Annotated in this window: 23 protein-coding genes; 7 read left to right on the forward strand and 16 right to left on the reverse strand. The window is 65.0% G+C overall.

Translation table 11 applies throughout. The features are described 5' to 3' along the window. Positions 1-3 precede the first annotated feature (3 nt). Positions 4-903, reverse strand: a complete 900-nt coding sequence (locus tag BAY61_RS07710) for an alpha/beta fold hydrolase (protein ID WP_091800391.1) — start codon at positions 901-903, stop codon at positions 4-6. Next, positions 900-1,961, reverse strand: a complete 1,062-nt coding sequence (locus BAY61_RS07715) for a methyltransferase (RefSeq protein ID WP_091800393.1) — start codon at positions 1,959-1,961, stop codon at positions 900-902. The genes BAY61_RS07710 and BAY61_RS07715 overlap by 4 nt, the downstream gene beginning before the upstream one ends. Positions 1,962-2,227: 266 nt before the next feature. Here BAY61_RS07715 and BAY61_RS07720 point away from each other — a divergent pair, with 266 nt between their 5' ends. Further along, on the forward strand, positions 2,228-3,088 hold the full coding sequence (locus BAY61_RS07720) for a class I SAM-dependent methyltransferase (protein ID WP_091800396.1): 861 nt from the start codon (positions 2,228-2,230) through the stop codon (positions 3,086-3,088). Positions 3,089-3,169: 81 nt separating this feature from the next. On the opposite strand, the gene BAY61_RS07725 is transcribed toward BAY61_RS07720, so the two are convergent. Next, positions 3,170-3,991, reverse strand: coding sequence for an NAD(P)H-binding protein (locus tag BAY61_RS07725; RefSeq protein ID WP_091800398.1), 822 nt, complete (start codon positions 3,989-3,991; stop codon positions 3,170-3,172). 312 nt (positions 3,992-4,303) lie between these two features. Between BAY61_RS07725 and BAY61_RS07730 the strand changes: the two genes are divergently transcribed. Both BAY61_RS07730 and BAY61_RS07735 read left to right on the forward strand, forming a co-directional pair. Then, positions 4,304-4,741, forward strand: a complete 438-nt coding sequence (locus BAY61_RS07730) for an ester cyclase (RefSeq protein ID WP_091800401.1) — start codon at positions 4,304-4,306, stop codon at positions 4,739-4,741. A gap of 205 nt (positions 4,742-4,946) precedes the next feature. Then, a complete protein-coding gene (locus BAY61_RS07735; protein ID WP_245866175.1) occupies positions 4,947-6,134 on the forward strand; it encodes an acyl-CoA dehydrogenase family protein in 1,188 nt (395 codons plus the stop codon). Positions 6,135-6,164: 30 nt separating this feature from the next. Here the strand turns inward: BAY61_RS07735 and BAY61_RS07740 are convergent, their stop codons facing one another. Together BAY61_RS07740 and BAY61_RS07745 are read right to left on the reverse strand one after the other, a co-directional pair. Then, the gene (locus tag BAY61_RS07740) at positions 6,165-7,751 is read right to left on the reverse strand and encodes an FAD-binding oxidoreductase (RefSeq protein WP_091800407.1); all 1,587 of its coding nucleotides are present in this window, start codon (positions 7,749-7,751) and stop codon (positions 6,165-6,167) included. Positions 7,752-7,891: 140 nt separating this feature from the next. Then, complete coding sequence (locus BAY61_RS07745; protein ID WP_091800410.1) at positions 7,892-8,215, reverse strand: antibiotic biosynthesis monooxygenase family protein; 324 nt, start codon at positions 8,213-8,215, stop codon at positions 7,892-7,894. Between the two features lie 128 nt (positions 8,216-8,343). Here BAY61_RS07745 and BAY61_RS07750 point away from each other — a divergent pair, with 128 nt between their 5' ends. Both BAY61_RS07750 and BAY61_RS07755 read left to right on the forward strand, forming a co-directional pair. Then, complete coding sequence (locus BAY61_RS07750; protein WP_091800413.1) at positions 8,344-9,129, forward strand: SDR family NAD(P)-dependent oxidoreductase; 786 nt, start codon at positions 8,344-8,346, stop codon at positions 9,127-9,129. An 8-nt stretch (positions 9,130-9,137) separates the two neighbouring features. Next, on the forward strand, positions 9,138-10,067 hold the full coding sequence (locus BAY61_RS07755; RefSeq protein WP_091800415.1) for an aromatase/cyclase: 930 nt from the start codon (positions 9,138-9,140) through the stop codon (positions 10,065-10,067). 53 nt (positions 10,068-10,120) lie between these two features. Here the strand turns inward: BAY61_RS07755 and BAY61_RS07760 are convergent, their stop codons facing one another. Next, positions 10,121-10,870 carry an SDR family NAD(P)-dependent oxidoreductase gene (locus tag BAY61_RS07760; protein ID WP_176879613.1) on the reverse strand — a complete coding sequence of 250 codons (750 nt, stop codon included), beginning with the start codon at positions 10,868-10,870 and terminating at the stop codon, positions 10,121-10,123. Further along, positions 10,867-11,301: a nuclear transport factor 2 family protein gene (locus BAY61_RS07765; protein WP_211323453.1), complete on the reverse strand. Its 435-nt coding sequence runs from the start codon at positions 11,299-11,301 to the stop codon at positions 10,867-10,869. Before BAY61_RS07765 ends, BAY61_RS07760 begins: the two co-directional genes overlap by 4 nt. Before the next feature lie 119 nt (positions 11,302-11,420). Between BAY61_RS07765 and BAY61_RS07770 the strand changes: the two genes are divergently transcribed. Further along, positions 11,421-12,182, forward strand: a complete 762-nt coding sequence (locus BAY61_RS07770) for a class I SAM-dependent methyltransferase (protein ID WP_091800418.1) — start codon at positions 11,421-11,423, stop codon at positions 12,180-12,182. Here the strand turns inward: BAY61_RS07770 and BAY61_RS07775 are convergent. The 6 genes from BAY61_RS07775 to BAY61_RS07800 are packed head-to-tail and all read right to left on the reverse strand — an operon-like array spanning position 12,160 to position 19,268. Continuing rightward, complete coding sequence (locus BAY61_RS07775) at positions 12,160-13,443, reverse strand: activator-dependent family glycosyltransferase (protein ID WP_091800421.1); 1,284 nt, start codon at positions 13,441-13,443, stop codon at positions 12,160-12,162. The genes BAY61_RS07770 and BAY61_RS07775 overlap by 23 nt on opposite strands. Continuing rightward, entirely contained in the window at positions 13,440-14,741 is a 1,302-nt protein-coding gene (locus tag BAY61_RS07780) for an activator-dependent family glycosyltransferase (RefSeq protein ID WP_091800424.1), read from the reverse strand. Before BAY61_RS07780 ends, BAY61_RS07775 begins: the two co-directional genes overlap by 4 nt. Next, positions 14,741-16,042 carry an activator-dependent family glycosyltransferase gene (locus tag BAY61_RS07785; protein WP_091800427.1) on the reverse strand — a complete coding sequence of 434 codons (1,302 nt, stop codon included), beginning with the start codon at positions 16,040-16,042 and terminating at the stop codon, positions 14,741-14,743. Before BAY61_RS07785 ends, BAY61_RS07780 begins: the two co-directional genes overlap by 1 nt. Continuing rightward, positions 16,042-17,331 (reverse strand): activator-dependent family glycosyltransferase, encoded by a 1,290-nt coding sequence (locus BAY61_RS07790; RefSeq protein ID WP_091800430.1) that lies wholly within the window; start codon positions 17,329-17,331, stop codon positions 16,042-16,044. Before BAY61_RS07790 ends, BAY61_RS07785 begins: the two co-directional genes overlap by 1 nt. Then, entirely contained in the window at positions 17,328-18,455 is a 1,128-nt protein-coding gene (locus tag BAY61_RS07795) for a cytochrome P450 family protein (RefSeq protein WP_143021350.1), read from the reverse strand. The genes BAY61_RS07790 and BAY61_RS07795 overlap by 4 nt, the downstream gene beginning before the upstream one ends. 57 nt (positions 18,456-18,512) lie before the next feature. Continuing rightward, positions 18,513-19,268: an AfsR/SARP family transcriptional regulator gene (locus BAY61_RS07800; RefSeq protein ID WP_211323452.1), complete on the reverse strand. Its 756-nt coding sequence runs from the start codon at positions 19,266-19,268 to the stop codon at positions 18,513-18,515. 823 nt (positions 19,269-20,091) lie between these two features. On the opposite strand from BAY61_RS07800, the gene BAY61_RS07805 reads away from it, so the two are divergent. Beyond that, complete coding sequence (locus tag BAY61_RS07805) at positions 20,092-21,201, forward strand: DegT/DnrJ/EryC1/StrS family aminotransferase (protein WP_091800439.1); 1,110 nt, start codon at positions 20,092-20,094, stop codon at positions 21,199-21,201. A 99-nt stretch (positions 21,202-21,300) separates the two neighbouring features. On the opposite strand, the gene BAY61_RS07810 is transcribed toward BAY61_RS07805, so the two are convergent. From BAY61_RS07810 to BAY61_RS07820, 3 genes are read right to left on the reverse strand one after another with little or no spacing between them, the layout of a single operon-like run. Beyond that, complete coding sequence (locus BAY61_RS07810; protein ID WP_091800442.1) at positions 21,301-22,728, reverse strand: NDP-hexose 2,3-dehydratase family protein; 1,428 nt, start codon at positions 22,726-22,728, stop codon at positions 21,301-21,303. After that, positions 22,725-23,639, reverse strand: coding sequence for an NAD-dependent epimerase/dehydratase family protein (locus BAY61_RS07815; RefSeq protein ID WP_091800900.1), 915 nt, complete (start codon positions 23,637-23,639; stop codon positions 22,725-22,727). The genes BAY61_RS07810 and BAY61_RS07815 overlap by 4 nt, the downstream gene beginning before the upstream one ends. Further along, a complete protein-coding gene (locus tag BAY61_RS07820; RefSeq protein ID WP_091800445.1) occupies positions 23,636-24,241 on the reverse strand; it encodes a dTDP-4-dehydrorhamnose 3,5-epimerase family protein in 606 nt (201 codons plus the stop codon). Before BAY61_RS07820 ends, BAY61_RS07815 begins: the two co-directional genes overlap by 4 nt. Positions 24,242-24,253 lie beyond the last annotated feature (12 nt).

Consider the following 24,253-nt stretch of genomic DNA (forward strand, 5'->3'; position numbering starts at 1 on the left):
ATCTTATTCCCTTTCGCCGGTGAGTGTGTGCGCGATGATCACGTCAGCCAGCGGCGCGTGCACTGGTGTCGGCAGGGCGTGCCCCATGCCCGGGATCTCGGCCACCCGAGCTCCCGGAATCAGGCTGGCGAGGTGTTGGCCGTGTGGCGGCGGCGCGGCGGGGTCGTTCGGAGCCTGGATCACCAGAGTCGGCGCGGTGACGGCGCGCAGTTCCTCTCCCCGGCTCTGTGGCGGCAGACCGACCATGTAGTGCGTGACGGGTTCCTCCCACGTCCCGGCGTGGTCCATCGCGCGCTCCTCCCAGCGCCGGTATTCCTTGTCGTCGAACGGAATTCCGGGGCCGTTGAGCAGGCGCCACTTGTCGACCTGTTTGGCGAGCATGGCCTCGCGATCCTCCGCGGGCTGCTGGACACGGGTCAGCATGTCCAGGAATCGCTGGGTCGGCACCGGCAAGCCGTTCACGTGTGTCTTGCCCTCGAACGCGGCCTCGATGGCCGCGTCGAAGTCGGTGTCCAGCGCGCCGCCGAGCATCAGTATCAGGCTCCTGACGCGGCCGGGGTGGTTGAGTGCCATCACCTGGGCGAGCGAGGTGCCCATCGAAAGGCCGACAACGTGTGCCTTGCTGACCTCCCAGCCGTCGAGCACCGCGACCGCGTCCGCCGCCATGTCGTCGTAGGTGTAGGGATGCTGTTGGTAGTCCCGGAAAGAGGACCTGCCGGTATCCCGGTGGTCGTACCGGATCACGTGCAGGCCGCGGTCGGCCAGTAGCTGGACGAACTCGTCCGGCCAGCCGTAGGCGGTCAGGTTGCCACCCATGATCATCAACAGTGCCGGGTTGGCCGGGTCACCGAAGTCCTGGCTCCACAGCTTCACATCTCCCGATGAGACAACACGTTCGCTCATGCCTTCTCTCCATTCGGCGCGAGAACCAGCAGGGAAAGGTCGAACGGGACCGAAGGAGAAGCCACCTTCTCTGCCGACTCGACGGTCAGCCCCGCCGAACAGGCGAAGGTCGACCACTCGTCCCTCGTGCGCAGCCTGCCGCCGAGGAAGACGAGCATCCGCATGTCCAGGATCGTGAACTTCTCATTAGACGCGTCCTCGGCAAGGTCATCGCGTTCCAGCACGACGATCCGCCCACCTGGTTCCAATGCGTCGGCGCACCGGCGCAGAATGCGTCGCGCTTCGTCGTCCGACCAGTTGAGCAGCACGAACGACAGGACGATCACGTCGGCTTTGACCGGCAGGGGCTCGAAGAAGTCAGCGGCCACGGTGTTCATCCGGTCATCGAGCCCTGCCGTCCTGAAGTGTTCGGCGCCCCGCTCGCTGACCAGTGGGAGCTCCAGCAGTGTCCCGCGAACATGGGGTGCGATTTTGGCGATGGCGGCGAGGAATCCACCGATGCCACCGCCGACATCCAGTACGTGCTTGGCATTGCTCCAGTCGTATGCCGCGGCGGGCGCGTCGTAGGCCAAGTCCTGGTCGCAAGCCATCAGAGTGTCGAACGACTTCGCAAGCTCCGGGTTGGCGGCAAGGTCGTCATAGAACGGCTGCCCGTATATCGACTCGTAAGTCGGCCTGCCCGTGCGGACCGCGTCGAGCAGCCGGACGAATGCGAGGTCCGCGCGGGCCACGGCGTTGGTCAGATCGAACCAGGCACGCTGCTGGGCAGGATGGTCATCGGCCAGTAACCGGCCCGTCGTGGTCGGCTCCAGCTGATCTGGCCCAGTTTCCCTGAGGAGCCCGACTGCCACGAGGTGCCGGACGATGCGTAGGAGCGCGTTCGCATTCGTACCCGTCACCTTCGCCAGCTTCGCCGGGCTGTCGTGTCCCGCGTTGATGTGGTCGACCAGCCGCAAGGTAGCCGCGACGCGCACCGCCATCGGGGTATGCAGGCTGCCGAGTCGCAACAGGACGTCCAGTTCTCGCATACTCTGCCGCGCGGCCTCCGCACTCACCATCAACGACGCTCCTCAGGGTGTAATCGGGTCCAGTCCGATGGTCGCCAATTCGAATCAGGTGAATCTCGCCCGAGATATTTGGTCCGTCTTCGACCTTTATCAACCGTCGTAATTGTTGGCTGAGCCAGCCGCGGGAAACAAGGGATAGCCGACGTCCTCCGGATATTTCGCTAGCCAAAATAGATCGCGTTCGGAGCCAACATCCAGCTGGATTCTAGGTCGGCCGTGAACGCTCGAACCACCACTCGCGGAATGAGGAGAGCAACGTGGACTCGGCGGCTTACAAGTCGACTGTCACCGCGGCCTTCAACAGGGCAGCGGCTTCCTACGACCGGCTCGGCGTCGAATTCTTCACGCCCATGGGACGTCGCCTCATCGAGCGCGCCGCGCCGCGACCAGGCGACCGGGTACTCGACGTTGGTTGCGGTCGGGGAGCGAGCCTCTTTCCCGCCGCGGAGTTGGTCGGCCCCACCGGCCACGTGCTGGGTATCGATATCGCACCCGCGATGATCGAGGAAGCCCGCGCGGAAGCTGAACGGCAAGGCGCCACGAATGTGGAGCTTCAAGTGCTGGACGGTGAAAACCCGGATCTGCCTGCGAAGTCGTTCGACCTTGTCACCGGCAGCTACAGCGTCATCTTCATTCCCGACGCGCCCGCCGCGATGGCCAGGTACGCGAAGCTGCTGGCTGAGAACGGACGAATCGCGTTCACCAGCCCGGTGTTCACCGACGACACCTTTCCGTTTCTCCCGCCGATGTTCACCGATCTCATCCCCCAGGATCTGCTGCGCAACCTGCCGGCCGAATGGCAGCCCGAAGCATTGCGTCGACGGTTCAACAGCTGGCTAGGCAAGATCGGTGATTTGCGGAGAACCATGCGGCACGCAGGCTTCCGGGATGTCGACGTGGTCGACGAGCCTCTCCACGTGGTCGTCGATTCCGGTGAGGCGTGGGTGGACTGGTCGCACACCCAGGGCATGCGCCTGCTGTGGCAGCATCTTCCTCCCGCCGAGTCTCAGCAGCTGCGCGAACGTCTGATTGCCGCGCTGGATGCCTTGCGGGATGGTGATGGGCCGGCGCTTCTCGAAGTTCCGGTCCGGTATGTCACCGCGACCGTGCGGCACTGACCTGGCTGAGCGGGGAAGTAGCTGACAAAGGATTTCGCGGGTACGCGCCAAAGTTTCGGCGCGCCCGCGAAAGCCGGTGTTCTACCGGAACTCGTCGGCGTGTGCGGCTGCCCACTGCGCGAAAGTGCGGCCGGCACGGCCGAGGAGTTCATCCATCTCGGGCACCACGGGAGGGGGATTGTCGATCGCGTCACCGAGAACGCCGATCATGAAGTCCGCCGTCTCGACTCCCATTGCCTCCGACCACAGCGCAAGCGCCTGCTCGCGGGTCAGTTCCTCGAACTTGACCTCGCGGCCGATCGCCTCGCCGATCTGCCGCACCTGCTCGAACTGGGTCAGCGGTTCGGGACCGCTGAGCTCGTACTTCCTGCCAACATGCCCGTCTTCGAGCAGCACCTTCGCGGCCACCGTGGCAATGTCGAGCAGGTCGATTGCCGCTGTCGGCGCGTCACCGTGCGGCGCCCGGACCACCCCTTCGGTTCGGATCGCCGGTGCCCAGTCCAGTGTGTTCGCCATGAATGCGCCCGGCCTGAGAAAGGTCCAGTCGAAATCCTTCCCCACGAAGGCATCCTCGATCTGAGAGTAGAAGTAGCTCGGCTTGTCCTCGCTGCCCCCGCTGCCGGACAACGCGACGACCCTGCGCACCCCCGCTTCCGCTGTCATGGCGAGAAAGTCGTTGATGGTTTCCCCCGAAGGAGCCAGATACACGCGGTCGACCCCGGCGAGCGCTTCGCGTACCGCGGCCGGTTTACCCATGTGCCCCTTGACGACCTCCACGTCCGGCGGTAGCGCCGCGCGTTCCGGACTGACCGTGAGTGCCCGGATCTGCTCGCCGGTGCCGATCAACTCATCGACCACCAATCGCCCGACGTTCCCCGTCGCTCCGGTCACGAGAATGGTCATGAAATTCCCCTCATCCGGCTGCTTGAGTACCTGAACTCCGCACGTCACGATCGATCGAAACGTTCGGCGCGGTAACCGTATGGTACACCGTACGGTCGCCGAAGTCACATCGAATCGTCGGCACGGCGGTCACTTGCTTCGCAAGCCCGTTCTTTCCCTGCATGGCGGTACCGGATGTTCACCGGCGTCGCACTCCGAGCCGGCTCGGAAAACAGTCGAAACGCAACACCGACCACTTGTTTCCGGCGGCGGAATTGACCAATGATTACGGAGTCCGACGCGCAAGCAGTGGAGTCACACGCGGGAGATTAGATGAGCAAAAACGTTGACCTCGTCAAGCGAATGGTGAATGCCTACAACACCGGAAACACGGACGACGTCGAGGAATTCATCCATCCGGATTACCTGAACCCTGGTGCCATGGAACATTTCAAGGACCAGACCGGACCACAGACCTTCGTCATGGCCGTGAAGTGGCTGAAGATGACGTTCTCCGAAGAGGTGTATCTTGAGGAGATCGGCTATGAGGAGAATGGGGACTGGGTGCGTGCGCGGCTGGTGCTCTACGGCCGCCAGGTCGGCGACATGCTGAGTATGCCGGCGACCGGCCGGAAATTCTCGGGCGAGCAGATTCATCTGATTCGAATTGTCGATGGAAAGATTCGCGACCACCGGGACTGGCCCGATTTCATCGGTACCTACCGGCAGCTTGCCGAGCCGTGGCCCCAAGGCGATGGCTGGCGTCCCTGATTCGACGACTCGCTTCACCTGGCGACCTCGTCCACCACGGCAACGCGTGGACGCGGGAGACAGCGCCAATACCGCCGATACACAGCGTCCCGGGTCACGGCCCCGCCGTTCCAGCCGGCGGTGGATCTACCCGGGCGCTTCGAGCGCGGGATCCGGATGACGGCCGACCGACGGAAAACCCAGGCGTGGAAAGGTGATCGTGAGCATGACTCCAATGGCGAGTGCCGGGGCGACGTCCAGCGAACACGATCTGCTCGATCTCGACGACGAGTTGAGCGTCGAGGCTCGGACCACGCGCGACGCGGTGTGCGCCTATGCCACGACCGAACTCGGACCGCGGATCGCCGACTGGTACGAACGCGGGACGCTGCCCCGCGACGTGGCGAAAGAACTCGGCGCACTCGGTCTGTTCGGCATGCAGTTGAACGGGTACGGGTGCCCCGGGCTCTCGGCGGATGCCTACGGCGTGACCTGCCGCGAGCTTGAGGCGGTCGACTCGGGGCTGCGCAGCCTCGTGTCGGTCCAGGGCTGCCTAGCCATGTTCGCGATCCACCGCTACGGCAGCGAGGACCAGCGGCGGGCATGGTTGCCCGCGATGGCCACGGGCGAGGCGCTCGGGTGTTTCGGCCTCACCGAGCCGGAAGCCGGTTCCGATCCGGGGTCGATGCGCACCTTCGCCCGCCGCGACGGTGCCGACTGGGTACTGTCCGGCACGAAGACGTGGATCAACAACGGCGCCATCGCCGACGTCGCGGTGATCTGGGCGCGTGCCGACGACGGCATCCTCGGGTTCCTGGTGCCCACCGACGCGCCGGGTTTCACCGCACGCGAGATCACGCGCAAGCTGTCGTTGCGTGCCTCGAACACGGCCACCATCGTGCTCGACGACGTCCGGGTGCCGTCTCCGGCGCTGCTGCCAGGGGCGCGGGGGCTGAAGTGTGTGCTGTCCTGTCTGAACGAGGCCCGCTTCGGCATCGTGTGGGGCGTGGTCGGCGCGGCCCGCTCCTGTTACACCAGCGCGCTCGACTACGTGGGTAGTCGCGAGCAGTTCGGCCGGCCGCTGGCGTCATACCAGCTCTCCCAGCGCAAGCTCGCGGACATGGCGATCGCGGTCACGCACGCCGGGATGACGGCGCTGCGGCTGACCGCTCTCAAACAGGCAGGCCGGCTGACGCCCGTGCGGATCAGCCTCGGCAAACTCGCCAACGCGCGTTCGGCGATCGAGGTCGCCCGCATCGCACGTGGCATGCTCGGCGCCAACGGGGTGACCCTCGACTACCCGGTGATGCGGCACATGGCCAATTTGGAGGCCGTGCTCACGGTCGAGGGCACCGAGGAGGTCCACACGCTCACCATCGGCCACGCGGTCACCGGCCTGTCGGCGTTCCGCTGAGGGCGTTCTCGGGGCGTCCAGTTGGGACGGTCACATCGGCCGGATCGACATCGCGTTGTGGAAGATATCGCGCGGATCCCACCGCGCCTTGACCCGTTGCAGCTTCGGGTAGTTGTCCCGGTAATAAAAGGCTTGCCAAGGTACGCCCGATTTGTTCCATCGCGGGTCGGCATAGTCCGAGTCCACGTAGTTGATCAGCGTGCCGCTGTGGGCGGGGCCGGGCACCGGAACGCCGCCGGTGTCACTGTGCACCTCCCCGAAGAGTCCTCGGATCCAGGACAGGTGCAGATCATCGTTCTCCGGTTGCACCCAAGCCGTTTCGTAGAACGAGTTGAAGGCCGCGTCGCGGTGCGGCAGCGCGGTCGCGTCCGGCGCTACCGCGTTCATCGCTCCGCCCATATGGCTCAAGTAGGCGCCGGAGCCGGAGTACTCGGCGTCGTCGCTCTGGCTCAGATACCGGTAGATGACCGCGATCTGCCGGTCCGACCACGGTTTGCGCAGCAGCGCGGACTTCGATTTGAACCTGTGTCCGGCAAGGTAAGGATAGTTGGAGAGGGTCGACTGTAACCATGGCCAAGTGTAGTTCTGTATCGCGGGCGTGATGCCGAGGCCGTTGCTGATGACCGCGATGTAGTCGGTCATCAGCCGCGCCGCGTCCGGCTGATCCTCGTCGAGTTGAATGTCCACCCGGACCTCGCCGGCCGAGCGATGCAGCAGACTGAGCCCGCTATGCATATTCGCGTGAGGATTGGCGAGATGCCAGGTCGTGTAGTTGTCCAGCAGCTTGCGCAGCACCTGCTCGGTCAGTTCGGGCCACTGCCAAGCGACCCCGGCCTGCCGGAGCAGCGAGGGTGGTTTGGGCAATAGTGCCGAGGGGTCATTGCCTCGTGCCCGCGCCGAGCGGAACCAGTAGCGGGTGACGATGCCGAAGTTCCCACCGCCGCCACCGGTGTGCGCCCACCAAAGGTCCCGGTTCGGATCGGTGGGTTCCCTTGTCGCCACTACCGTTCTGGCGCGGCCGGATCGATCGACCACGACGACTTCCACCGCGTAAAGATGATCCACGACCGAGCCGTACAAGTGGGAAAGCGCGCCATAGCCACCGCCGACAACGTGTCCGCCGGTGCCGACGCTGGGACACGTGCCACCAGGAATCGTCACGCCCCAGCCAAGGAACAGCGTCCGGTACACCTGGCCGAGCGTGGCGCCGGCCTCGACCGCGAACGCCCGCCGTTCCGGATCGAAATACACCGATTTCATCTCGGATATGTCCAAGATGATCTTGACGTCCGGGTTGTCGACGGAATTCTCGAAGCAATGCCCACCGCTGCGCACCACGACGCGTTTCCGGTTTCGTACTGCCTCGTTGACAACTCGAACGATCTGATCGGCAGAACCGACCATGTACACCTTTTCCGGCTGACTGGAAAATCTAGAATTGTAGGCTCGGGTAACCAATGCCTGATAACGCGGATCCCTTGGCCCGACTGCCTCTGGGCCGAGTGGTGGAAAACAAGTGCCGGAGGTCTCGGCGACCTCTGTTCCAAGGCCCCCGATGGTCAGACTGCCAGCGGCGGCACTTACCCCGAAGAACCCGCGTCGTGTCATCCTGTTCATGAAAGTATCCAAATCTCTAACTGGTCATCGCGACTTTCCGTCGGAGCCTGTACACGACGCGGTCGCCTCGGCTGACGATTTCCGTTTGAGTGAGATCCATCTGGCGTCGCGGGCTGACGACATCAGATGTACGGCAAAGCTCAGCGCGAATCCGCCGCCAACGTCTGCTTGGCCGTATACAGGTTCGATTCGCTCGTGCTCAGCGCACGAAGAGCCGACGCGTGCGGCTTGAAGTCCGGTTTGGACAACGCATTGTGGAAGGAATCCAGGTCGCTCCAGTGCGCGATATTGACGTAACTGTTCTGTTCGTCGACATGCTTGAGCAACGTGTAGCGCAGGAAACCGGGCTGCTTGCCAAAGAACTCACCAGTTTCGCGGAAGACCCGCTCGAACTCCTCCGGCGAGGAGTGAACAGTGAACTTGTTGACAAAGGTTATCGCACTTTCCAGCCCGTCAGCCGTCATGGGCCAACTGTGCGCTCCCGAACTCGCAAGCGACTAGAAGACCGCCACACCGCCGGACAATCTAGTGCGTTTCTAGTGCTCGATGACACCGTCGGGCTTCGTCGCCGCATCGACGTGAGGAGCAATCCATGTCCGCCGAGGAAAAGCAGGTAGCCATCGTCACTGGCGCCACCAGTGGCATCGGCCTCGCCGTCACGAAGTTGCTTGCCGGGCGCGGGATGCGAGTGTTCATCTGCGCGCGCGACGCCGACCGGTTGGACCTGACCGTGAAGCAACTACGCGAAGACGCGCTGGACGTCGACGGCGTCAGTTGTGACGTTCGCGCACCGAACGAGATTCGCGCACTCGTATCGTCGGCCGTGGACCGATTCGGCCCGGTGGGTGTGCTGGTGAACAACGCGGGCCGCGGTGGCGGCGGGGAGACCGCGAAGATCACCGACGAGCTCTGGCTGGACGTTGTCGACACCAACCTTCACAGCGTCTTCCGGGTCACCAGGGAGGTGCTGACAACCGGCGGAATGCTCGATCGCAAACAAGGCAGGGTCATCAGTATCGCCTCGACCGGAGGCAAGCAGGGCGTGGTATTCGGCGCGCCGTACTCGGCGTCCAAGCATGGCGTGGTCGGCTTCACCAAAGCGCTCGGCATCGAGCTTGCCAAGTCGGGGATCACGGTCAACGCCGTATGTCCCGGATACGTCGAAACACCGATGGCCCAAGGTGTTCGCCAGCGCTACGCGGACTTCTGGGAGACCACCACCGACGCTGTGCGGGAAAAGTTCGAGGCGAAGATTCCGCTCGGCAGGTACAGCACCCCCGAAGAGGTCGCCGGTCTTGTCGGCTACCTGGTCACGGACACCGCGGCGTCGATCACGGCGCAGGCGATGAACGTCTGCGGCGGGCTCGGGAACTACTGAGGAGGACCATGTCACACGCGACCGAGCACGAGATCACGGTGGCTGCCCCGGCGCGGGTGGTCTACGACTTGATCGCCGATGTCGGCAGCTGGCCACGTATTTTCCCGCCAACGGTGTATGTGGACTACGCCGAGCGTGGTAAGGCCGAGGAACGGATTCGGATCTGGGCGACCGCGAACGGGGAACCGAAGGGCTGGACCTCACGCAGGTACCTCGACGCCGACAACCTGCGGGTTCGGTTCCGGCAGGAGGTTTCCCAGCCCCCGGTCGCCGCGATGGGCGGCGAATGGCTGATCGAACCGTTGTCCGGCAACGAAACCAGGGTCCGTCTTACTCACGACTTCGATGCTGTTGGTGACGATCCCGAGAAGGTCGGCTTGATCCTCAAGGCAATCGACCTCAACAGCGGCGCGGAGCTGGGCGCGCTGAAGTCGGCGGCCGAGCGGCATGGAGCGGATGAGGGCCTGCTGCTCACGTTCACGGACACGGTACGCGTCGACGGCGCCGCGAAGGACCTCTACGACTTCATCTACGACGCGGGCCAGTGGCAGTCCCGGCTTCCGCACGTGGCCAGAATCGCGCTGCAAGAGGACACCCCGAACGTACAGCTACTCGAAATGGACACCAGCAGCGCCGACAACGACGTGCACACCACCAAGTCGGTGCGGATCTGCTTTCCCGCCGACCGGATCGTCTACAAGCAAATCCGGACACCCGCGCTCATGAAAGTCCACACCGGACAGTGGAGTTTCGGCAGCGATGATGGCACGGCCGTGATCACCTCGGCTCATACGGTCGTGATCGATCCGGGTGCCATCACCACGGTCCTCGGGCGACAGGCCACGGTAAAAGACGCGCGCAAGCTCATCCGCGAAGCCCTTGGCCGCAATAGCATCGCGACAATGCGCCACGCCAAGGCATACGCCGAAGGCAGCTGAGGCAAACGAGCGCCGTGCGGGCGAACTCGGTGTCGCCCGCACAGCGTTTTTCGTCAGGTAATGGAAAGAGCTCCGTCGACCGCGAGCACGGCGCCGTTGACGTAAGCAGCCTCTGGCTGCGACAGCTGCACGATCCACCAGGCGATTTCCTCGGGCGTGCCGACCCGCTTGCTCGGGATCTGGGACTTCATCTGCGCCAGGAAGCCGTCGTAGACCTCCTGTGACATCCCGGCCCGCACCCCGACACCTGTGTCGACGATGCCGGGTGCGATGCCGACAACTCTGATCCCCTGTGGTGCGAGCTCAACCGCCCATGACCGCGTCAGGAAGTCGAGCGCGACCTTGCTGGCCCCGTAGATGGCGTTGCCGGGCCACGAACGCAGCCCTAGCGAACCAGCTGTGCTGACGTTGACGACCGTGCCGCCGGTCTCCGAGAGGGCACTCACCGCGCGCTGAGTGAGAAAGACCGGCGCCAGCAGGTTGGTGTCGAACTGCGCGCCGACCGTGCCTGGATCCAGTTCGGGCAGCGCGCCGAACCCGCCGGTCCCGGCGTTGTTGACCAGGACGTCGACCCGGCCGAACTCATCCAGCGCGGCGTCCACGATGGTCGTCGGCGCGTCGGGCTTGGTGATGTCGGCGGTGAGCGTCCTGATCCCCGCATGGCCTTCAGCCGTCTCGGCAAGGGGCTCGGCGGACCGGCCCACGATGAGCACGCTGGAGCCACGGGCCGCGAAGGCGCGCGCGACCGACCGGCCGATCCCGGTGCCGCCACCGGTGATGATCACCGCTTGCGAGGTACTCATGGGCGATCGTCCCTGGTGACCACCCGCTCGCGGACCTTCAGTTCGCCGTCTTCCCGCACCAGGATGTCCCTGCACACGCACATCAGGTGCAGCCGGGGCTCGCCTCCGCGCGCGGTGGAGATGATCTGCGTGTAGCTCGTGGCGACGATCGTGCCGTCACCGCGTGGTGTCACGGTCGTCATGAGCATGCAGTGCCGGTGCACCTCGCCGTTTTCTGCCAGGTCGGCCGCGGACTTGCGCAGCCCGGCGATGAGGTTTTCCCTTCCGCGAACGGGTTCGGGCAAGGACGGCGGTGCGAACGAGCCGTCCTCGGTGAACGTGTTCGCCCATCCCTCCGGGTCTCCGGCGTCGAGAAGCTGCATGTGCCGGCCGTAGAAGTTCCGCACTTCCGAGTAGAGCTCGGCCAGGTTCGTCTCGGTTCCCACTGCCACGTCGGTCTCCTTCGCGCTCGGGTTGTCGGCCTCAGCTTCTCGCGGTGGCTTCGATGTGTCGTCCAGCGATGCTCAAGGAACTCTCGCGAACATCGGAATCCCGGAGCCAAGGAGACCTGATGTACGGTGCCGAACTCGCGAACGTTTACGAGACCCTGTATCGCGGCCGTGGCAAGGACTGGGGTGCCGAGGCGGCGTACCTGGCCAGGCTGATCAGGGACAGGTTGCCTGCCGCGCGATCGTTGCTGGACGTCGCTTGCGGCACCGGCGCGCACCTGGAGAAGCTGGGGGAGTTGTTCGGCCACACCGAGGGCCTCGATTACTCCGCCGACATGCTCGCGGTCGCCGAGCGCAGGTTGCCCGGAGGTACCTTCCTGCACAGGGGCGACATGCGTGAATTCGACCTCGGCCGCAGGTTCGATGCGGTCAGCTGCATGTTCACCTCGATCTCTTATACCGGCGGGCTGGGGGACATGCGCGCCGCGGTGCGCCGGATGGCCGAGCACCTGGTCCCCGGCGGGGTACTGGTGATCGAGCCGTGGTGGTTCCCCGAGAAGTTCATCCCGGGCTACGTCGCGGGTGAGGTGGTCCGAGAGAACGACCGGACGATCGCCAGAGTGTCCCACTCCACCGTGCGGGACAACGTGACCCGGTTGGAGGTCCGGTACCTGGTCGGTACTTCGGCCGGGATCACCCAGTTCACCGAGGTGGACCACCTGAGCCTGTTCACAAAGGACGAATACCTCGCGGCATTCACCGACGCGGGCTGCGCGGCCGAGTACATCGAGCCGGACCCGGAAGGCAAGGACGTGATCATCCCGCGTGGCCGAGGTCTGTTCATCGGCACGCGGAACGGCGTCAGGTCCGATATTCGGCGGTGAGTTTCTCCAGCACGGGAACGAGGTCGTTCGGGCTGGGCACCGCCATCATCTCCCGGCGCAACCGCGTGGCGCTCAGGGCATAGGAGGGCTCATCGAGCAACCGGGCCAGGTTGGCGCGCAACGACTCCACGGTCACCTCCGGCATACAGATCCCGGCTCCCTGCTCCTCCAGTCGCCGTGCCTTGTCGACGGAGTCCCAGATCGTCGACGGCACGATCAGCTGCGGAACACCGTGCGCCATCGCGGTTGACAGGGTGCCCGACCCACCGTGACTGATGATCGCCGAACAGGTTGGCAGCAACGCGTTCAGCGGCACGAAATCCACCACCCGCACGTTGGCCGGTACCGAAGGCAGCGCGGCGACCTGGCTGGCATCCAGCGTGGCGACGACCTCGACGTCCAGTTCTGCCACCGATTCGAGCAGATCACCGATCGAGACCTCGTCGCCGCCCTGCACCTCCCGGTGCGAAAGACCAAGCGTCACGCACACGCGCTGACGCTTCGGCGCCTCCCTCAGCCATTCGGGCACCGTGGCGGGGCCGTTGTAGGGGACGTACCGCATCGGGACGTAAGGCATCTCGGAGGGGAGACGCATCCAGGCCGGGGTCGGGTCGATGGTCCATTGGCCCACCATCATGTCCTCGGAGAATCCGCCCTGGCAGTCGTAGCGCTCCAGCAGCCTGCTCAGCCACTCCTCCAGTGGGTCGTCCCGCAACTCCGGCGGTCGCCGCGCCAGCTGGTTCACGAAGATCCCGCGCATCCGCGCGACATGGTCCAGCCCGAACAGCAGCCGGGCGTGCGCGGCACCGCAGGCCCGCGCGGCCACCGGACCGCCGAAGGTCATCGTGTCCCAGACGACCAGGTCCGGCTTCCAGCCTCTGGCAAACCTGACCAGGTCGTCCGTCATCGATTCCGGGCACTGGTTCTGGAACACGAACGACGTCATCGCGGTGAACATGCCCAGCAGGTAGTCCCAGGTGAGCACTTCCGGGCGGGTCTCGGTGAGATCCATCCCGCCTTCGCCCGAACCTTCGGCCTGCTCGCCGCTCGCGAGGTTCTCCTCGGTCTCCTGCATTCCCTCTTCGAGATTGAGCACCTCGCCGACCGGTACCGCGGGCAAGCCGGTGTGCGTGATCGCGTCCACCAGGTCCGGCTGGCTGGCGATCCGGACCTCGTGGCCCGCGGTGTGCAGCGCCCACGCCAGCGAGACTTGCGAATACATGTGTACCTTCGCCGCGAAGGTGGTGAAAAGGACCTTCACCGTGCCCTCCGGTATTCGCCGGTCAGATTCTCCAGTACGGGAACGATGTCGTTCGGGCTCGGCGTGCCGAGCATCTCCCGCCGCAACTTCGCCGCATTGTCCTTATAGGACTGTTCGGTCAGTAGCTTGACCAGCTGCGCCCGGAGTTCACCACCGGAGAGCCGGTCGATGTCGCGCACGTAGTGCCCGGCTCCGTATTCTTCGAGGCGACGGGCCGTGTTGATCGAGTCCCAGACCATGTGCGGGACGATCAACTGGGGGACACCGTGCAGCATCGCGGTGGTGAGTGTGCCCGACCCGCCGTGATGGATGACCGCGGCACAGGTTGGCAGCAACGCGTTGAGCGGTACGAAGTCCACCACCCGCACGTTGTCCGGAATCGATGGCAGAGATTTGAGCTGGGCCGCGTTCAGGGTGGCGATCACCTCGACGTCCAGATCCGAGATCGCGGCCAGCAGGTCACCGATGGAGGCCCGGTCACCACCGCGCTCGTCCCGGTGTGACAGCCCGAGCGTGACGCAGACCCGCGGTGACTTCGGCGGGTCGTAGAGCCAGTCCGGCACCACGGCCGGGCCGTTGTACGGCGAGTAGCGCACCGGCACGGTGGCCACGTCCAGCGGGAACCGCATCGACTGCGGGAACTGGTCGATGCTGAAGTCACCGACCACCATGTCCTCGGCGAACCCGCTGTCGCAGCCATATCGTTCGAGAGTGAAGCCGAGCCATTCGGCCATCGGGTCGTCGCGCGACTCCGGTGGCATGCTGTCGAGATGCCGGGTGAAGGCAGCGCGAGTGTTGCCGACGATGTCGAGGCCATACAGCAGGCGAGCGTGCGCGGCACCAGAGGCACGCGCGGCCACCGCGCCGCCGAAGGTCATCGTGTCCCAGACGATCAGATCCGGCCGCCATGACCGGGAGAAGTCGACCAGATCGTCCATCATGGACTCGGGACACTCGTTCTGGAACACCATCGAGGTCATCGCGGTGAAGACCTTCAGGGTGTGGTCCCAGGTGAGCTTGGCCGGGTCTTCCTCGCTCATGTCCAGGCCGACCTCCGCCTCGTCCTGGCTCCGGTTCGCGTCGTCACCGACGTTCTCGTTGACCGCCTCAAGCTGTTCTTCCAGGTTCAGCGGGTCGCCGACTCCTACTGCGGTGAGCCCGGTGCGCGAGATCAGTTCGGCAAGGTCCGGCTGGCTCGCGAGATACACCTCGTGCCCCGCGGTGTGCAGCGCCCACGCCATCGGCACCTGCGCGAACATATGCGTCTTCGCCGCGAACGTGGTGAACAGAACCCGCATCAGATTCTCTCCTTGTGCTTGGCGGTCAGCTTTTCCAGTAGCGGCACGATGTCGTTGGGACTCGGCGTGCCGAGCATCTCGGCACGTACCCGTGCGGCGCCCGCCGTGAACGACGGTTCATCGAGCAGCCGCGCGAGCTGGGCGCGCAGCTCCCCGCCGGACAGCCGGTCGACGTCCCGCACGTACAACCCGGCCCCGCTGGCTTCCAGCGCCTGTGCCTTGTCCATGCTGTCCCACATCATGTTCGGCACGATCAGTTGCGGGACACCGTGCACGAGCGCGGTGCTGAACGTCCCGGACCCGCTGTGATGCACCACCGCCGAACAGGTCGGCAGCAGCGAGTTCAGCGGGACGAAGCCAATCGCCCGCACGTTGTCCGGCACGGAAGGCAGGGCCGCCAGTTGTCCATCGTCCAGCGTGGCCACCACCTCGACATCGAGATCGGCCACCGCTTCGATGAGATCTCCGATCGAGGCTTGATCACCGAGCGCGACTTCGCGGAACGAGGCACCGAGCGTGACGCAGACCCGCTTGCGTTTCGGTGGCTCGCGCAGCCAGCCCGGCACCACCGCGGGCCCGTTGTACGGCGCGTAGCGGACCGGAACGTATCGCGTGTCGACGGCCAACCGCATCGAAGGCGGCAGCTGGTCGATCGTCCACTGACCGAGCACCATGTCCTCGGTGAAGCCGTCGGCGCGACCGAGCCGGTCGAGAGTCCAGCCGAACCACTCGGCGAGCGGGTCGTCGGACAGCTCCGGTGGCCGCCGCGCAAGCTGATCCAGGAACGTCGACCGCATCCGGCCGACAAGATCCGGCCCGAACAGCATGCGTGCGTGCGCGGCGCCGCAGACCTTCGCCACGACCGCCCCCGCGAACGTCAGCGGGTCCCACAGCACCAGGTCCGGCCGCCATTCTCTGGCGAAGGCGGCCAGCTCGTCGATCATGCTGTCCTGGCTGTGGTTCAGGAACGTGACCGGGGTCATCGCGCTGAATACGTGAAGTAGGTAGTCCCAGGTCAGCTTCTCCGGTCTCGTCTCACTCATGTCCAGACCGACCTGTGCCCCAGTCAACCGTCCACTTGCGACTTCGCCGAGAATTCCGTCCAGCTTTCGCATCCCGCCTTCAAGGTTGAATACCTCGCCGACCGGCACCGCGGTCAGTCCGGTCCCGGTGATGTCGTCGGTCAGATCCGGCTGGCTGGCGACGACGACGTCGTGTCCCGCCGTGTGGAGTGCCCACGCCATCGGCACCTGGGTGTACAGGTGCGCCTTTGCCGCGAACGTGGTGAACAGGACCCGCATCAGATCCTCCCGCGATGCTCGGCGGTCAGCTTCTCGATCAGCGGAACGACATCATTGGGCGCGGGCTCGGCAAGCATCTCCTCTCGCAGCCGCGCCGCGGCACTGGCGAACGAGGGCTCGCTCACCACACGGGACACCTTGTCCCGCAACGTGGCGCCGGTGAGCTCCTCGATCGGCATGGCGAGGCCCGCGCCGGACTCCTCGATCCCGGCGCCCATCACCGCCGTGTCCATGCCGAAGGCGAGGATGATCTGCGGCACGCCGTGCAGTTCCGCGTTGGCCTTGGTGCCGATGCCGCCGTGATGCACCACGGCGGCACAGGTCGGCATGAGGTCGTCCAGCGGAACGAACTCCACCAGCCGCGCGTTGGCAGGGACTTCGGTTACCTGCTCGATCTGCTTGCCGGTCAACGTCGCGACCACTTCGATGTTCAAGCCGGACAGCGCAAGCAGCAGGTCGGTGATCACCTCGCCATTGAGCCACTCGGCGACCCACTCGGAGACACCGAAGGTCAAGCAGACTCTCGGACGCTTGGCAGGCAGACGCAACCAGTCCGGTACCACGGCCGGTCCGTTGTGCGGCACGTACCGCACGCCGACCGTGTGCTGGCCCAGATCGAGCCTGGTGCTGGGGGCGGCCGAGTCGATCGTCCACTGGCCGGTCACCACATCCTCGGTGAACTCGCCCTCGGCGCCGACCCGTTCGAGGGTCCACCCCAGCCATTCGGCGGCCGGGTCCTCCTGGTGCTCGGGGTGCTGGAGTTCCTTCTGCCGCAAGAACTCCTTGCGGGCCCGCATGACGACGTCGGGCCCAGTGACGAACCTGGCGTGTGCCGCGCCGACGGCCGTCGCGGTGATCGCGCCCGCGATCGTGTAGGTCTCCCAGATGACCAGGTCGGGCCGCCAGTCGCGGGCGAAGGCGACCAGCTTGTCGATCATCAGGTCGTTGTTCATCACCGAGTCGTGCGATGGCACACCGATGTTCTGCAGGCCGAGCAGGTCCTCCCAGGTCCACCGGCCATGGCCCCCTCCGACAAAATCGAACTCACGCAGGTAAACGAATCCGTCTTCGTGAAACTGCTTGAGAAGTGCCAGGTCCGCAGGGTCCTTTATGGACCATTCGGGCTCATCGACGGGGACCGCGGTCAAGCCGGTCTGTGTGATGTCGTCAGTCAGCGCCGGTTCGCTGGCCACCCGGACCTCGTGCCCGGCGCCGCGTAACGCCCACGCCAATGGGACCAGCGGATAAAAATGAGTGCGGTGGGCCAGCGTGGTGAACAGAACCCTCATCGCGCCTCTTCTCGGGGATCGGTGCCGGCCGGGAGCCGTAGTAGTTGTCTGGTGACAGGGGCTCTGCGCCTGCGCAGGGCGAAGCCTGTCCTGTGCAGGGCCGGGAATCTCTTGGCCAGCATGGGAAGTACGGTCTCCGCGACGGCGCGAGCGAACGGGAGCACCTTGTCGTATGGCGCGCCAGGCAGCAGCGGACCAGCTTCCCGGTCCGGCTCGAATCGCGCGGGATCCACGTGCAGCGCGGGATCCCGGTTCGCTCCACCGACTCCGACGATGACCTGGTCACCGGCCGCCACCTTGGCCCCGGCGAACGTGAGGCCGGTCCGCGCGATCAAGGCATGCAATTGGATCGGCGAATCGTGACGCAGGGCCTCGTCGACGACCCGTGGCGCGCGGGCGGGGTCCTCGGCGAGTTTCGTCCAGTGGTCCTGTCCGCCGAGCAGCACGTGCAACGCGTTGCCGAGCAGGGTCGTGGCCACGCAGGATCCCGCGACGGCGAGCAGGACCGCGCCGGGATCTGCCAGGCGCTCGCGCAGTTCCCCGATGGCATGGAACATGCGGCGGGTCGCCGTGAGTCGTTGCGGGCACAGCGAAGCATCTGTCGCGATGCTGGTGTCCGCGACTCGTTCGGCAAGCCAGGACGACGGCAGCTGGAACGTTTCGGCCAGTACGTCGGCGGGGATCCTGGCGGCGAAGGCGGCTATCAGATCCACCTCACCGGTCAGGCCGTCGACGGCTCGCTCGAACGCCGCGGCGGCGAGCTCGCCCAGCCGGTCGATTGACGAGGGCGCCGCGTGCACGACGTCCTCGTCGAACGGAATCACGCGCAGCGGGGAACGCGGAACGCCCGCATGCACCGGCCCGAACTCCGGGTGGGCCAGTAGTTCGGTTGCTTGCTCATGATGTCCGGTGACCCATCGGCCGACCGAACTGGGCACGAGCGGCCCGGTGTGCCGTAGCCGCTCGTACAACGGGTAAGGATCGTCCTCGAAGCCACGGAGCACCCTGGCGTACGGGTCGTCGTTGATCGCGCACAGCCACTGGTTCCCTTGGATGAGTTGGAGACGCAGGCCCAACTCGGCGGGTTTCAGGGCGCTGGGGTCCGATTCACGTTGCTCGACCACGGCTTTCACGCTAACGACGGGAGACCGGAGGTCCTTAGGAAACCGCTAGATTCGCGATCAGTACGGACGTGCGTACCCCGATGCCGACGTGCGGATGATGTCTCCGAGTGGACGACCTACCTGCAGGTACACATCGACGTTGTCATCGGCGTTCAAGATCGCCTGATGCAGCCGCTGGACGGCCGGCCCCGGTTCGAGCCCTAGTTCATCGACCAAATCGGTGCGCAGCCGACGAAAGACCTCGAGCGCCTGCGCGCGGCGACCGCTCGAATAGAGGGCCCGCATGTACTGCGCGTGCATGCCTTCGTGCAACGGGTTCTCGACGGTGAGCGCGGCCAGTTCGGTAAGCACCTCGCGGTACATACCGAGCCGAAGCTCGGCGTCGACCAGATACTCCAGCACCACCAGCCGGGACTCCTCGAACTGCCTGCGCTTGGACTCGAGCACTCGCCCGACCGGAACGTCCACGAGCGCGGGACCACGCCACACCCGCAGCGCGTCTGTCATCCTGCGCACCCCGACCTTGTCCTGCCCGTCGGAAAGGGCTTCTCTGCCCGTACCGACGAGTGCGTGGTACCGGTGCACGTCGAGCGCGCGGGCGGCTGTCTGCAGAAGGTAACCACCCGCCTTGGTCACCAAGATCTCCTTGGACACCTCGGCAGGCGTCAGCCCGGTGATCGACCCGAAAAGCCTGCGCACATTGAGGATGTAGGTCTGCAACGTCGTCAATCCGCTGACCGGCGGTGCGTCGTCCCACAGTTCCCTCATCAGCGATGACACTGGGACGACCTGACCCGCGTCGACGAGCAGCATGGCGAGAACACTGCGCAGTTTCGGTGCGCTCGGCGCGCAGTTGACACCATTGACAGTGACAGATAATGGACCTAATACACCCATTTCCATAGATAATCCCCCAAGTAATATTAACTTCTGGAGCAGGCTGACTCGAGGTCTCCTCGAACTGGAGAATACACAAAGCCTGGAACGCTGCCAACGACAAGATGGGCGCCCATCAGGCGGCTCGGTGCCGATACGCCGATGGCACCTCGCTATTGACGAACTGTTCGCATTGATCATTTCTGGGAAGTGATCACCGGCAATGGTCTGAGCCATTCGGCGGCTGCAAGGCGGGACGGTACGCCGTACGCTGGTGAACGTGGTCCGCCATCAAGCCCCGGAACAGATCGCGTCAGCCTTGGCCGCTGACCGTCGACTGACGGCAGAACCGCGACCTTAGAGCTCTTGACCAGCGCCTTTTCAACGCCAAGTGGGGGGATGTGCTGATCTCTTGACGTGTCGGTTGGAAATTATCTTCCTTTACGATAACACTGAAAGACTTTGACGTTCGTCGGTCTTCGGATCCTTCCATTTCCGGAAGACTCGGCGCCGTGGCCAGCGCGAAGCCGAAGTTCACCCGGACAGCTCCGGCTGGTAGAAGAAATTAATTGAGAATTAACAGCGTCGGGTTTCGCGCGACGCTGGGAATTCTATTACCGAAAAATTGTCGTGCCCGCCGAGCGAGGCGTGGCCATTATTCGTATCTAGGTGATCCCGAGGGGATTCGAAGCGGCCCGTGGTTTGGTGAGGCCAAGCGTCGATAAACGGCGAATTCGGGCACAGGGAGGACCGGGTAAACATGACCACTCTGGTATGGGACTACCTCGACGAGTACGAGAACGAGCGCGATGACATCCTCGACGCCGTGGACTCGGTGTTCCGTTCCGGTCAGCTCGTGATGGGCCAGAGCGTCCGGGGGTTCGAGGAGGAGTTCGCGGCGTACCACGGCGTAGCGCACTGCACGGGCGTCGACAACGGCACGAACGCCATCAAGCTGGGATTGCAAGCGCTCGGTGTCGGCCCCGGCGACGAGGTGATCACCGTGTCGAACACCGCGGCGCCGACCGTGGTGGCCATCGACTCGGTGGGTGCCAAGCCGGTGTTCGTCGATGTGCATGTCAAGACTCTCCTGATGGACACCGACCAGGTGTCCGCCGCGATCACCCCGAGGACCCGATGCCTGTTGCCGGTGCATCTCTACGGCCAGTGCGTGAACATGGCCCCGCTGAAGGAACTCGCGGCGAAGCACGACCTGGTCCTCCTTGAGGACTGCGCTCAGTCGCACGGCGCCCGTCATCATGGCAGGCTCGCCGGCAGTATGGGTGACGCGGCCGCCTTCTCGTTCTACCCGACGAAAGTACTGGGTGCCTACGGCGACGGCGGTGCCACGATCACCTCGGACGACGGGGTGCACCGCAACCTCAAGCGCCTGCGGTACTACGGCATGGAAGAGCGCTACTACGTCATGCGGACGCCGGGCCACAATGCCAGGCTGGACGAGGTGCACGCGGAGATCCTGCGCCGGAAGTTGCGCAGGCTCGACAGCTATCTCGATGGCAGGCGCGCGGTCGCCGAGCGCTACGTCGAGGGCCTCGACGGCACCGATCTCGTCCTCCCGGCGTTGGCTGACGGCAACGACCATGTCTACTACGTGCACGTCGTCCGCCACCCTCGCCGGGACGAGATCCTGGAAGCGTTGCGCTCCTTCGACATCCGGCTGAACATCAGTTATCCATGGCCGGTGCACACCATGACCGGCTTTGCCCATCTCGGCTATGCCGAAGGCTCCCTTCCGGTGACCGAGGCCGCGGCACAGGAGATCTTCTCCCTGCCGATGTATCCATCGCTCAGCCCGGATGTGCAGGACAAGGTGATCGACGCACTGCGCAAGGTTCTCGAAAACGTATGAATCCCCCTTGCCTGCGATGGCAGTACGCCACCCGCGAGGTTTCCGGACCTGGAAGAAGCCCGGCGCCGCGCGGGCGGCCGGGCTTCTTCCACGCCGCGGTCAGGCTCCGGAGAGGCTGTGCAGGCAAGCCACGAGGCTGCGTGCCTGGACGTTGAGGTAGTGACTGTGCCGCAACAGGTCCACCAGCTGATGCAGCGGCATCCAGCGGAAGTAACGGTCATCCACATCGGCGTCGGTATCCAGCTCTATCACCAGATACCGGTTTCGCGCGTGATAGAACCGGCCGCCCTCCTCGGAAAGCTCGGTGTCGAACCTGATCTGGTCCGGCTTGGCGTTCAGTACGTAGTCGAGGAACATCGGGCGCGCCTCGGGCGGCAGCGGGTCGAAGTTCTCCGGGATGCACTGCACGGTGGGCGCGAGCTCGACCGCGTCGACGAAACCCGGCTCGACCCTCGCATGCACCAGTACGTGCAGCACGCCTCCGATGACCTGAGCCAGAAACGCCACCACACCGACCCCGTGCGGCTCGATCACCGGCTGCGTCCATCTGCCGACTTCCCGGCCACTCGCGTCCACATCCAGTCCGATGACATCGAAGTAGAGATCACGCTCGTGCGCAATCTTCTCTTCGGTGCGGTACCAGCCGGCAACGTCGTGCAACGGAATGCGATTGGTGAAGACATCGGTGCGAGTACGGCTCTCGGTGATCCAGCTCAGGATGCTGTCCGCGCTGTGCAGACTGCCTTCGTCCGCGTCGCACGACCGGAACAGGGCCGAGTGGAACTCGTCGGCGGCGGCCGGAAACACCTTCGCCAGGTCGGTACCCGCGAACGGCAGGCACGACAGTACGGTTCTCGCGTCCATGGCGATCAGGTTGTCCTCTCGGAACAGCCTGTGCACCTGGCCGAGCGTGAGCCAGCAGAAACCGTCGAGCAGTTCGACCTCCTCGGCAACCTCGACGACCATGTTGCGGTTGCGCTTGTGCTGGAACCAGGAACCCTGCTCGGACTGGCGGACGTCGACGATCACGTTGTGCCGCGAGGTGTCCTGGAAATACTCCAGGTATGGCACCGGTTTGCCGCGATGTACCCGGGTGTAGTTGCTGCGGGTGGCCTGCACGGTCGGAGAGAGCTGCAGGCCGTTGCAGTTGCCCGGTTCGGCCTTGGCCTGCATCAGGCAATGCAGCACACCGTCGAACTGCTTGACCAGTATGCCGAGTATGCCGATCTCCGGCTGGTGGATGATCGGCTGGCTCCAGTGCGCCACGGGCCCGCCGGGCATGTGGATGTCAAGACCCTCGACGGTGAAGAACTTCCCGCTGTCGTGCCGGAGGTTGCCGGTGCTCTCTTCGGTATGCCAGCCGGTCAGCTCGCTCAGCGGGACGCGGTCGGCGCGGGTGTACATCCGCTCGCCGAGTTCGGCGAGCCACCGATGGAATTCGACCAGCTCGGCAGGCTCCCGCGCCGACTCGGCGATCCGCAGCGGCATCAGACGATCGTCCTTCAGCAATTGGCGGTGGTTCGTCATGTGCTCTCCGATTCCCACGTGGCTCTCAGCGAATCCGGCAAGCTGATCCGCGGGTGCCAGTTCAGTAGCTTGCCGGCCAGCCGGATGTCGGCCCGCGTCCAGTCACCGCCCTTGCTGAGCACCGGGTTGTCCAGAAACCGCACTCGGTCCGGCGGGAACCCAGCCGCGGTGACAAACCGCGTCACCAGGTCACGCATCTCGGTCGCTTCCGCGCTACCGATGTTGATCACTTGGCCCGCCACGGGCGCTCGCGCGGCCAGCGCGACGGCCTCCGCCACGTCCCGGACGTCGACGTAGTCGCGCTTGGCAGGCGCTATCGTGAGTTCGACCGTGGAGCGATCGGTCGCGGCCTCCCGCAGCCGGCTGCGCAGGAAGCCGAGGAAGCTCGGTCCCGGCGGGTGCGGGCCACACATGTTCACCGAACGCAGCACGACGCCGTTCACCTGGTCCGCACGCGCCGCCCGTAACACCGCTTCGGAACCAGCGAGTTTCGTTCTGGCATACAGCGTTTCCGGGGCAGGCTCCGTGTTCTCGTCGATGAGCGTGCCGTCAATGACGGGGCCGTACTCGTGGATGGTCCCGACGTGGACGAGCCGTGGCCGGCTCGGCACGAGCGCCATCGCTTCCACCAACCGCTCGACGAGCTGAACATGCGCGTAGCGCATCTCGTGCTCGGTCGTGCCCCAGCCGCCCGTGGCATTGACCACCACGTCGACCCGCTCGTCCGCGAAGGTCCCGGCGATCCGTTCCGGCGGCTCGGCACCGAGATCGATCGACCGGAAGTCGTAGGCGGCCACGTGGTCGGCGTACTCGCGGGCTACGGCCAGCACGTGATCACCGTTGCGGGTGAACGCGGCGCATACCTGCCTGCCGACACAGCCGGTCGCGCCGAGAACAGCAACTCTGTTCACGCCGGCCACAACGCCTTCTCGACCTTCCGGCAGGTCTCATAGTCCGGCAGCGTTCCGGCTCGCATCGCTTCGTCCAAGGTTTGCGCGGCACTGTCGCGTTCGGACTGGATCGGCTCGATATCCGCTGGAATGGGCAGGTCGAGGGCAGGATCGAGCGCCGAAATGGCCAGCTCGTATTCGGGCACGTAAGGGCTTGTCAGCAGATAGGACATCACGGTCTCGTCCTCAAGCGCGACGAACGCATGCCCGACCCCGACGGGGAAGTACATCGAACGGAAGTGCTGCTGATCGAGCAGGACGGAGTCGACCTGGCCGAAGGTCGGCGAGCCGACCCTGATGTCGACCACGATGTCCACTGCTCTGCCTCGGGCGCAGTACACGTACTTGGCGGTGCCCGGCGGGGTCAGGGTGTAGTGCACGCCCCTGATCACGCCGCCGCGAGACCGGCTGTGGTTGGTCTGCGCTACCGGGATCGATGCATGGCCCGTCGTGTCGCTGAACGCGGACTGCTGGAACGGCGACACGAAGAGCCCCCGTTCGTCCGGAAAGACCTGGGGGGTGAACTCAAACGCGCCTTCGACGGCGAGCTCTCGTACTTGCATCGTGGTTGTCTC

The sequence above is a fragment of the Prauserella marina genome, from assembly GCF_002240355.1.
Classification (GTDB): Bacteria; Actinomycetota; Actinomycetes; order Mycobacteriales; family Pseudonocardiaceae; genus Prauserella_A; species Prauserella_A marina.

Excerpts from the sequence above, each read along its gene's own strand:
- BAY61_RS07810 (WP_091800442.1), bottom strand. The coding sequence starts at position 22,728 with ATGACGAACCACCGCCAATTGCTGAAGGACGATCGTCTGATGCCGCTG.
- BAY61_RS07785 (WP_091800427.1), bottom strand. The coding sequence starts at position 16,042 with ATGCGGGTCCTGTTCACCACGTTCGCGGCAAAGGCGCACCTGTACACC.
- BAY61_RS07750 (WP_091800413.1), top strand. The coding sequence starts at position 8,344 with ATGTCCGCCGAGGAAAAGCAGGTAGCCATCGTCACTGGCGCCACCAGT.
- BAY61_RS07770 (WP_091800418.1), top strand. The coding sequence starts at position 11,421 with ATGTACGGTGCCGAACTCGCGAACGTTTACGAGACCCTGTATCGCGGC.
- BAY61_RS07745 (WP_091800410.1), bottom strand. The coding sequence starts at position 8,215 with ATGACGGCTGACGGGCTGGAAAGTGCGATAACCTTTGTCAACAAGTTC.
- BAY61_RS07800 (WP_211323452.1), bottom strand. The coding sequence starts at position 19,268 with ATGCTGCTCGTCGACGCGGGTCAGGTCGTCCCAGTGTCATCGCTGATG.
- BAY61_RS07820 (WP_091800445.1), bottom strand. The coding sequence starts at position 24,241 with ATGCAAGTACGAGAGCTCGCCGTCGAAGGCGCGTTTGAGTTCACCCCC.
- BAY61_RS07740 (WP_091800407.1), bottom strand. The coding sequence starts at position 7,751 with ATGAACAGGATGACACGACGCGGGTTCTTCGGGGTAAGTGCCGCCGCT.
- BAY61_RS07735 (WP_245866175.1), top strand. The coding sequence starts at position 4,947 with ATGACTCCAATGGCGAGTGCCGGGGCGACGTCCAGCGAACACGATCTG.
- BAY61_RS07710 (WP_091800391.1), bottom strand. The coding sequence starts at position 903 with ATGAGCGAACGTGTTGTCTCATCGGGAGATGTGAAGCTGTGGAGCCAG.
- BAY61_RS07715 (WP_091800393.1), bottom strand. The coding sequence starts at position 1,961 with ATGGTGAGTGCGGAGGCCGCGCGGCAGAGTATGCGAGAACTGGACGTC.
- BAY61_RS07755 (WP_091800415.1), top strand. The coding sequence starts at position 9,138 with ATGTCACACGCGACCGAGCACGAGATCACGGTGGCTGCCCCGGCGCGG.
- BAY61_RS07780 (WP_091800424.1), bottom strand. The coding sequence starts at position 14,741 with ATGCGGGTTCTGTTCACCACGTTCGCGGCGAAGACGCATATGTTCGCG.
- BAY61_RS07790 (WP_091800430.1), bottom strand. The coding sequence starts at position 17,331 with ATGAGGGTTCTGTTCACCACGCTGGCCCACCGCACTCATTTTTATCCG.
- BAY61_RS07760 (WP_176879613.1), bottom strand. The coding sequence starts at position 10,870 with ATGAGTACCTCGCAAGCGGTGATCATCACCGGTGGCGGCACCGGGATC.
- BAY61_RS07725 (WP_091800398.1), bottom strand. The coding sequence starts at position 3,991 with ATGACCATTCTCGTGACCGGAGCGACGGGGAACGTCGGGCGATTGGTG.
- BAY61_RS07805 (WP_091800439.1), top strand. The coding sequence starts at position 20,092 with ATGACCACTCTGGTATGGGACTACCTCGACGAGTACGAGAACGAGCGC.
- BAY61_RS07730 (WP_091800401.1), top strand. The coding sequence starts at position 4,304 with ATGAGCAAAAACGTTGACCTCGTCAAGCGAATGGTGAATGCCTACAAC.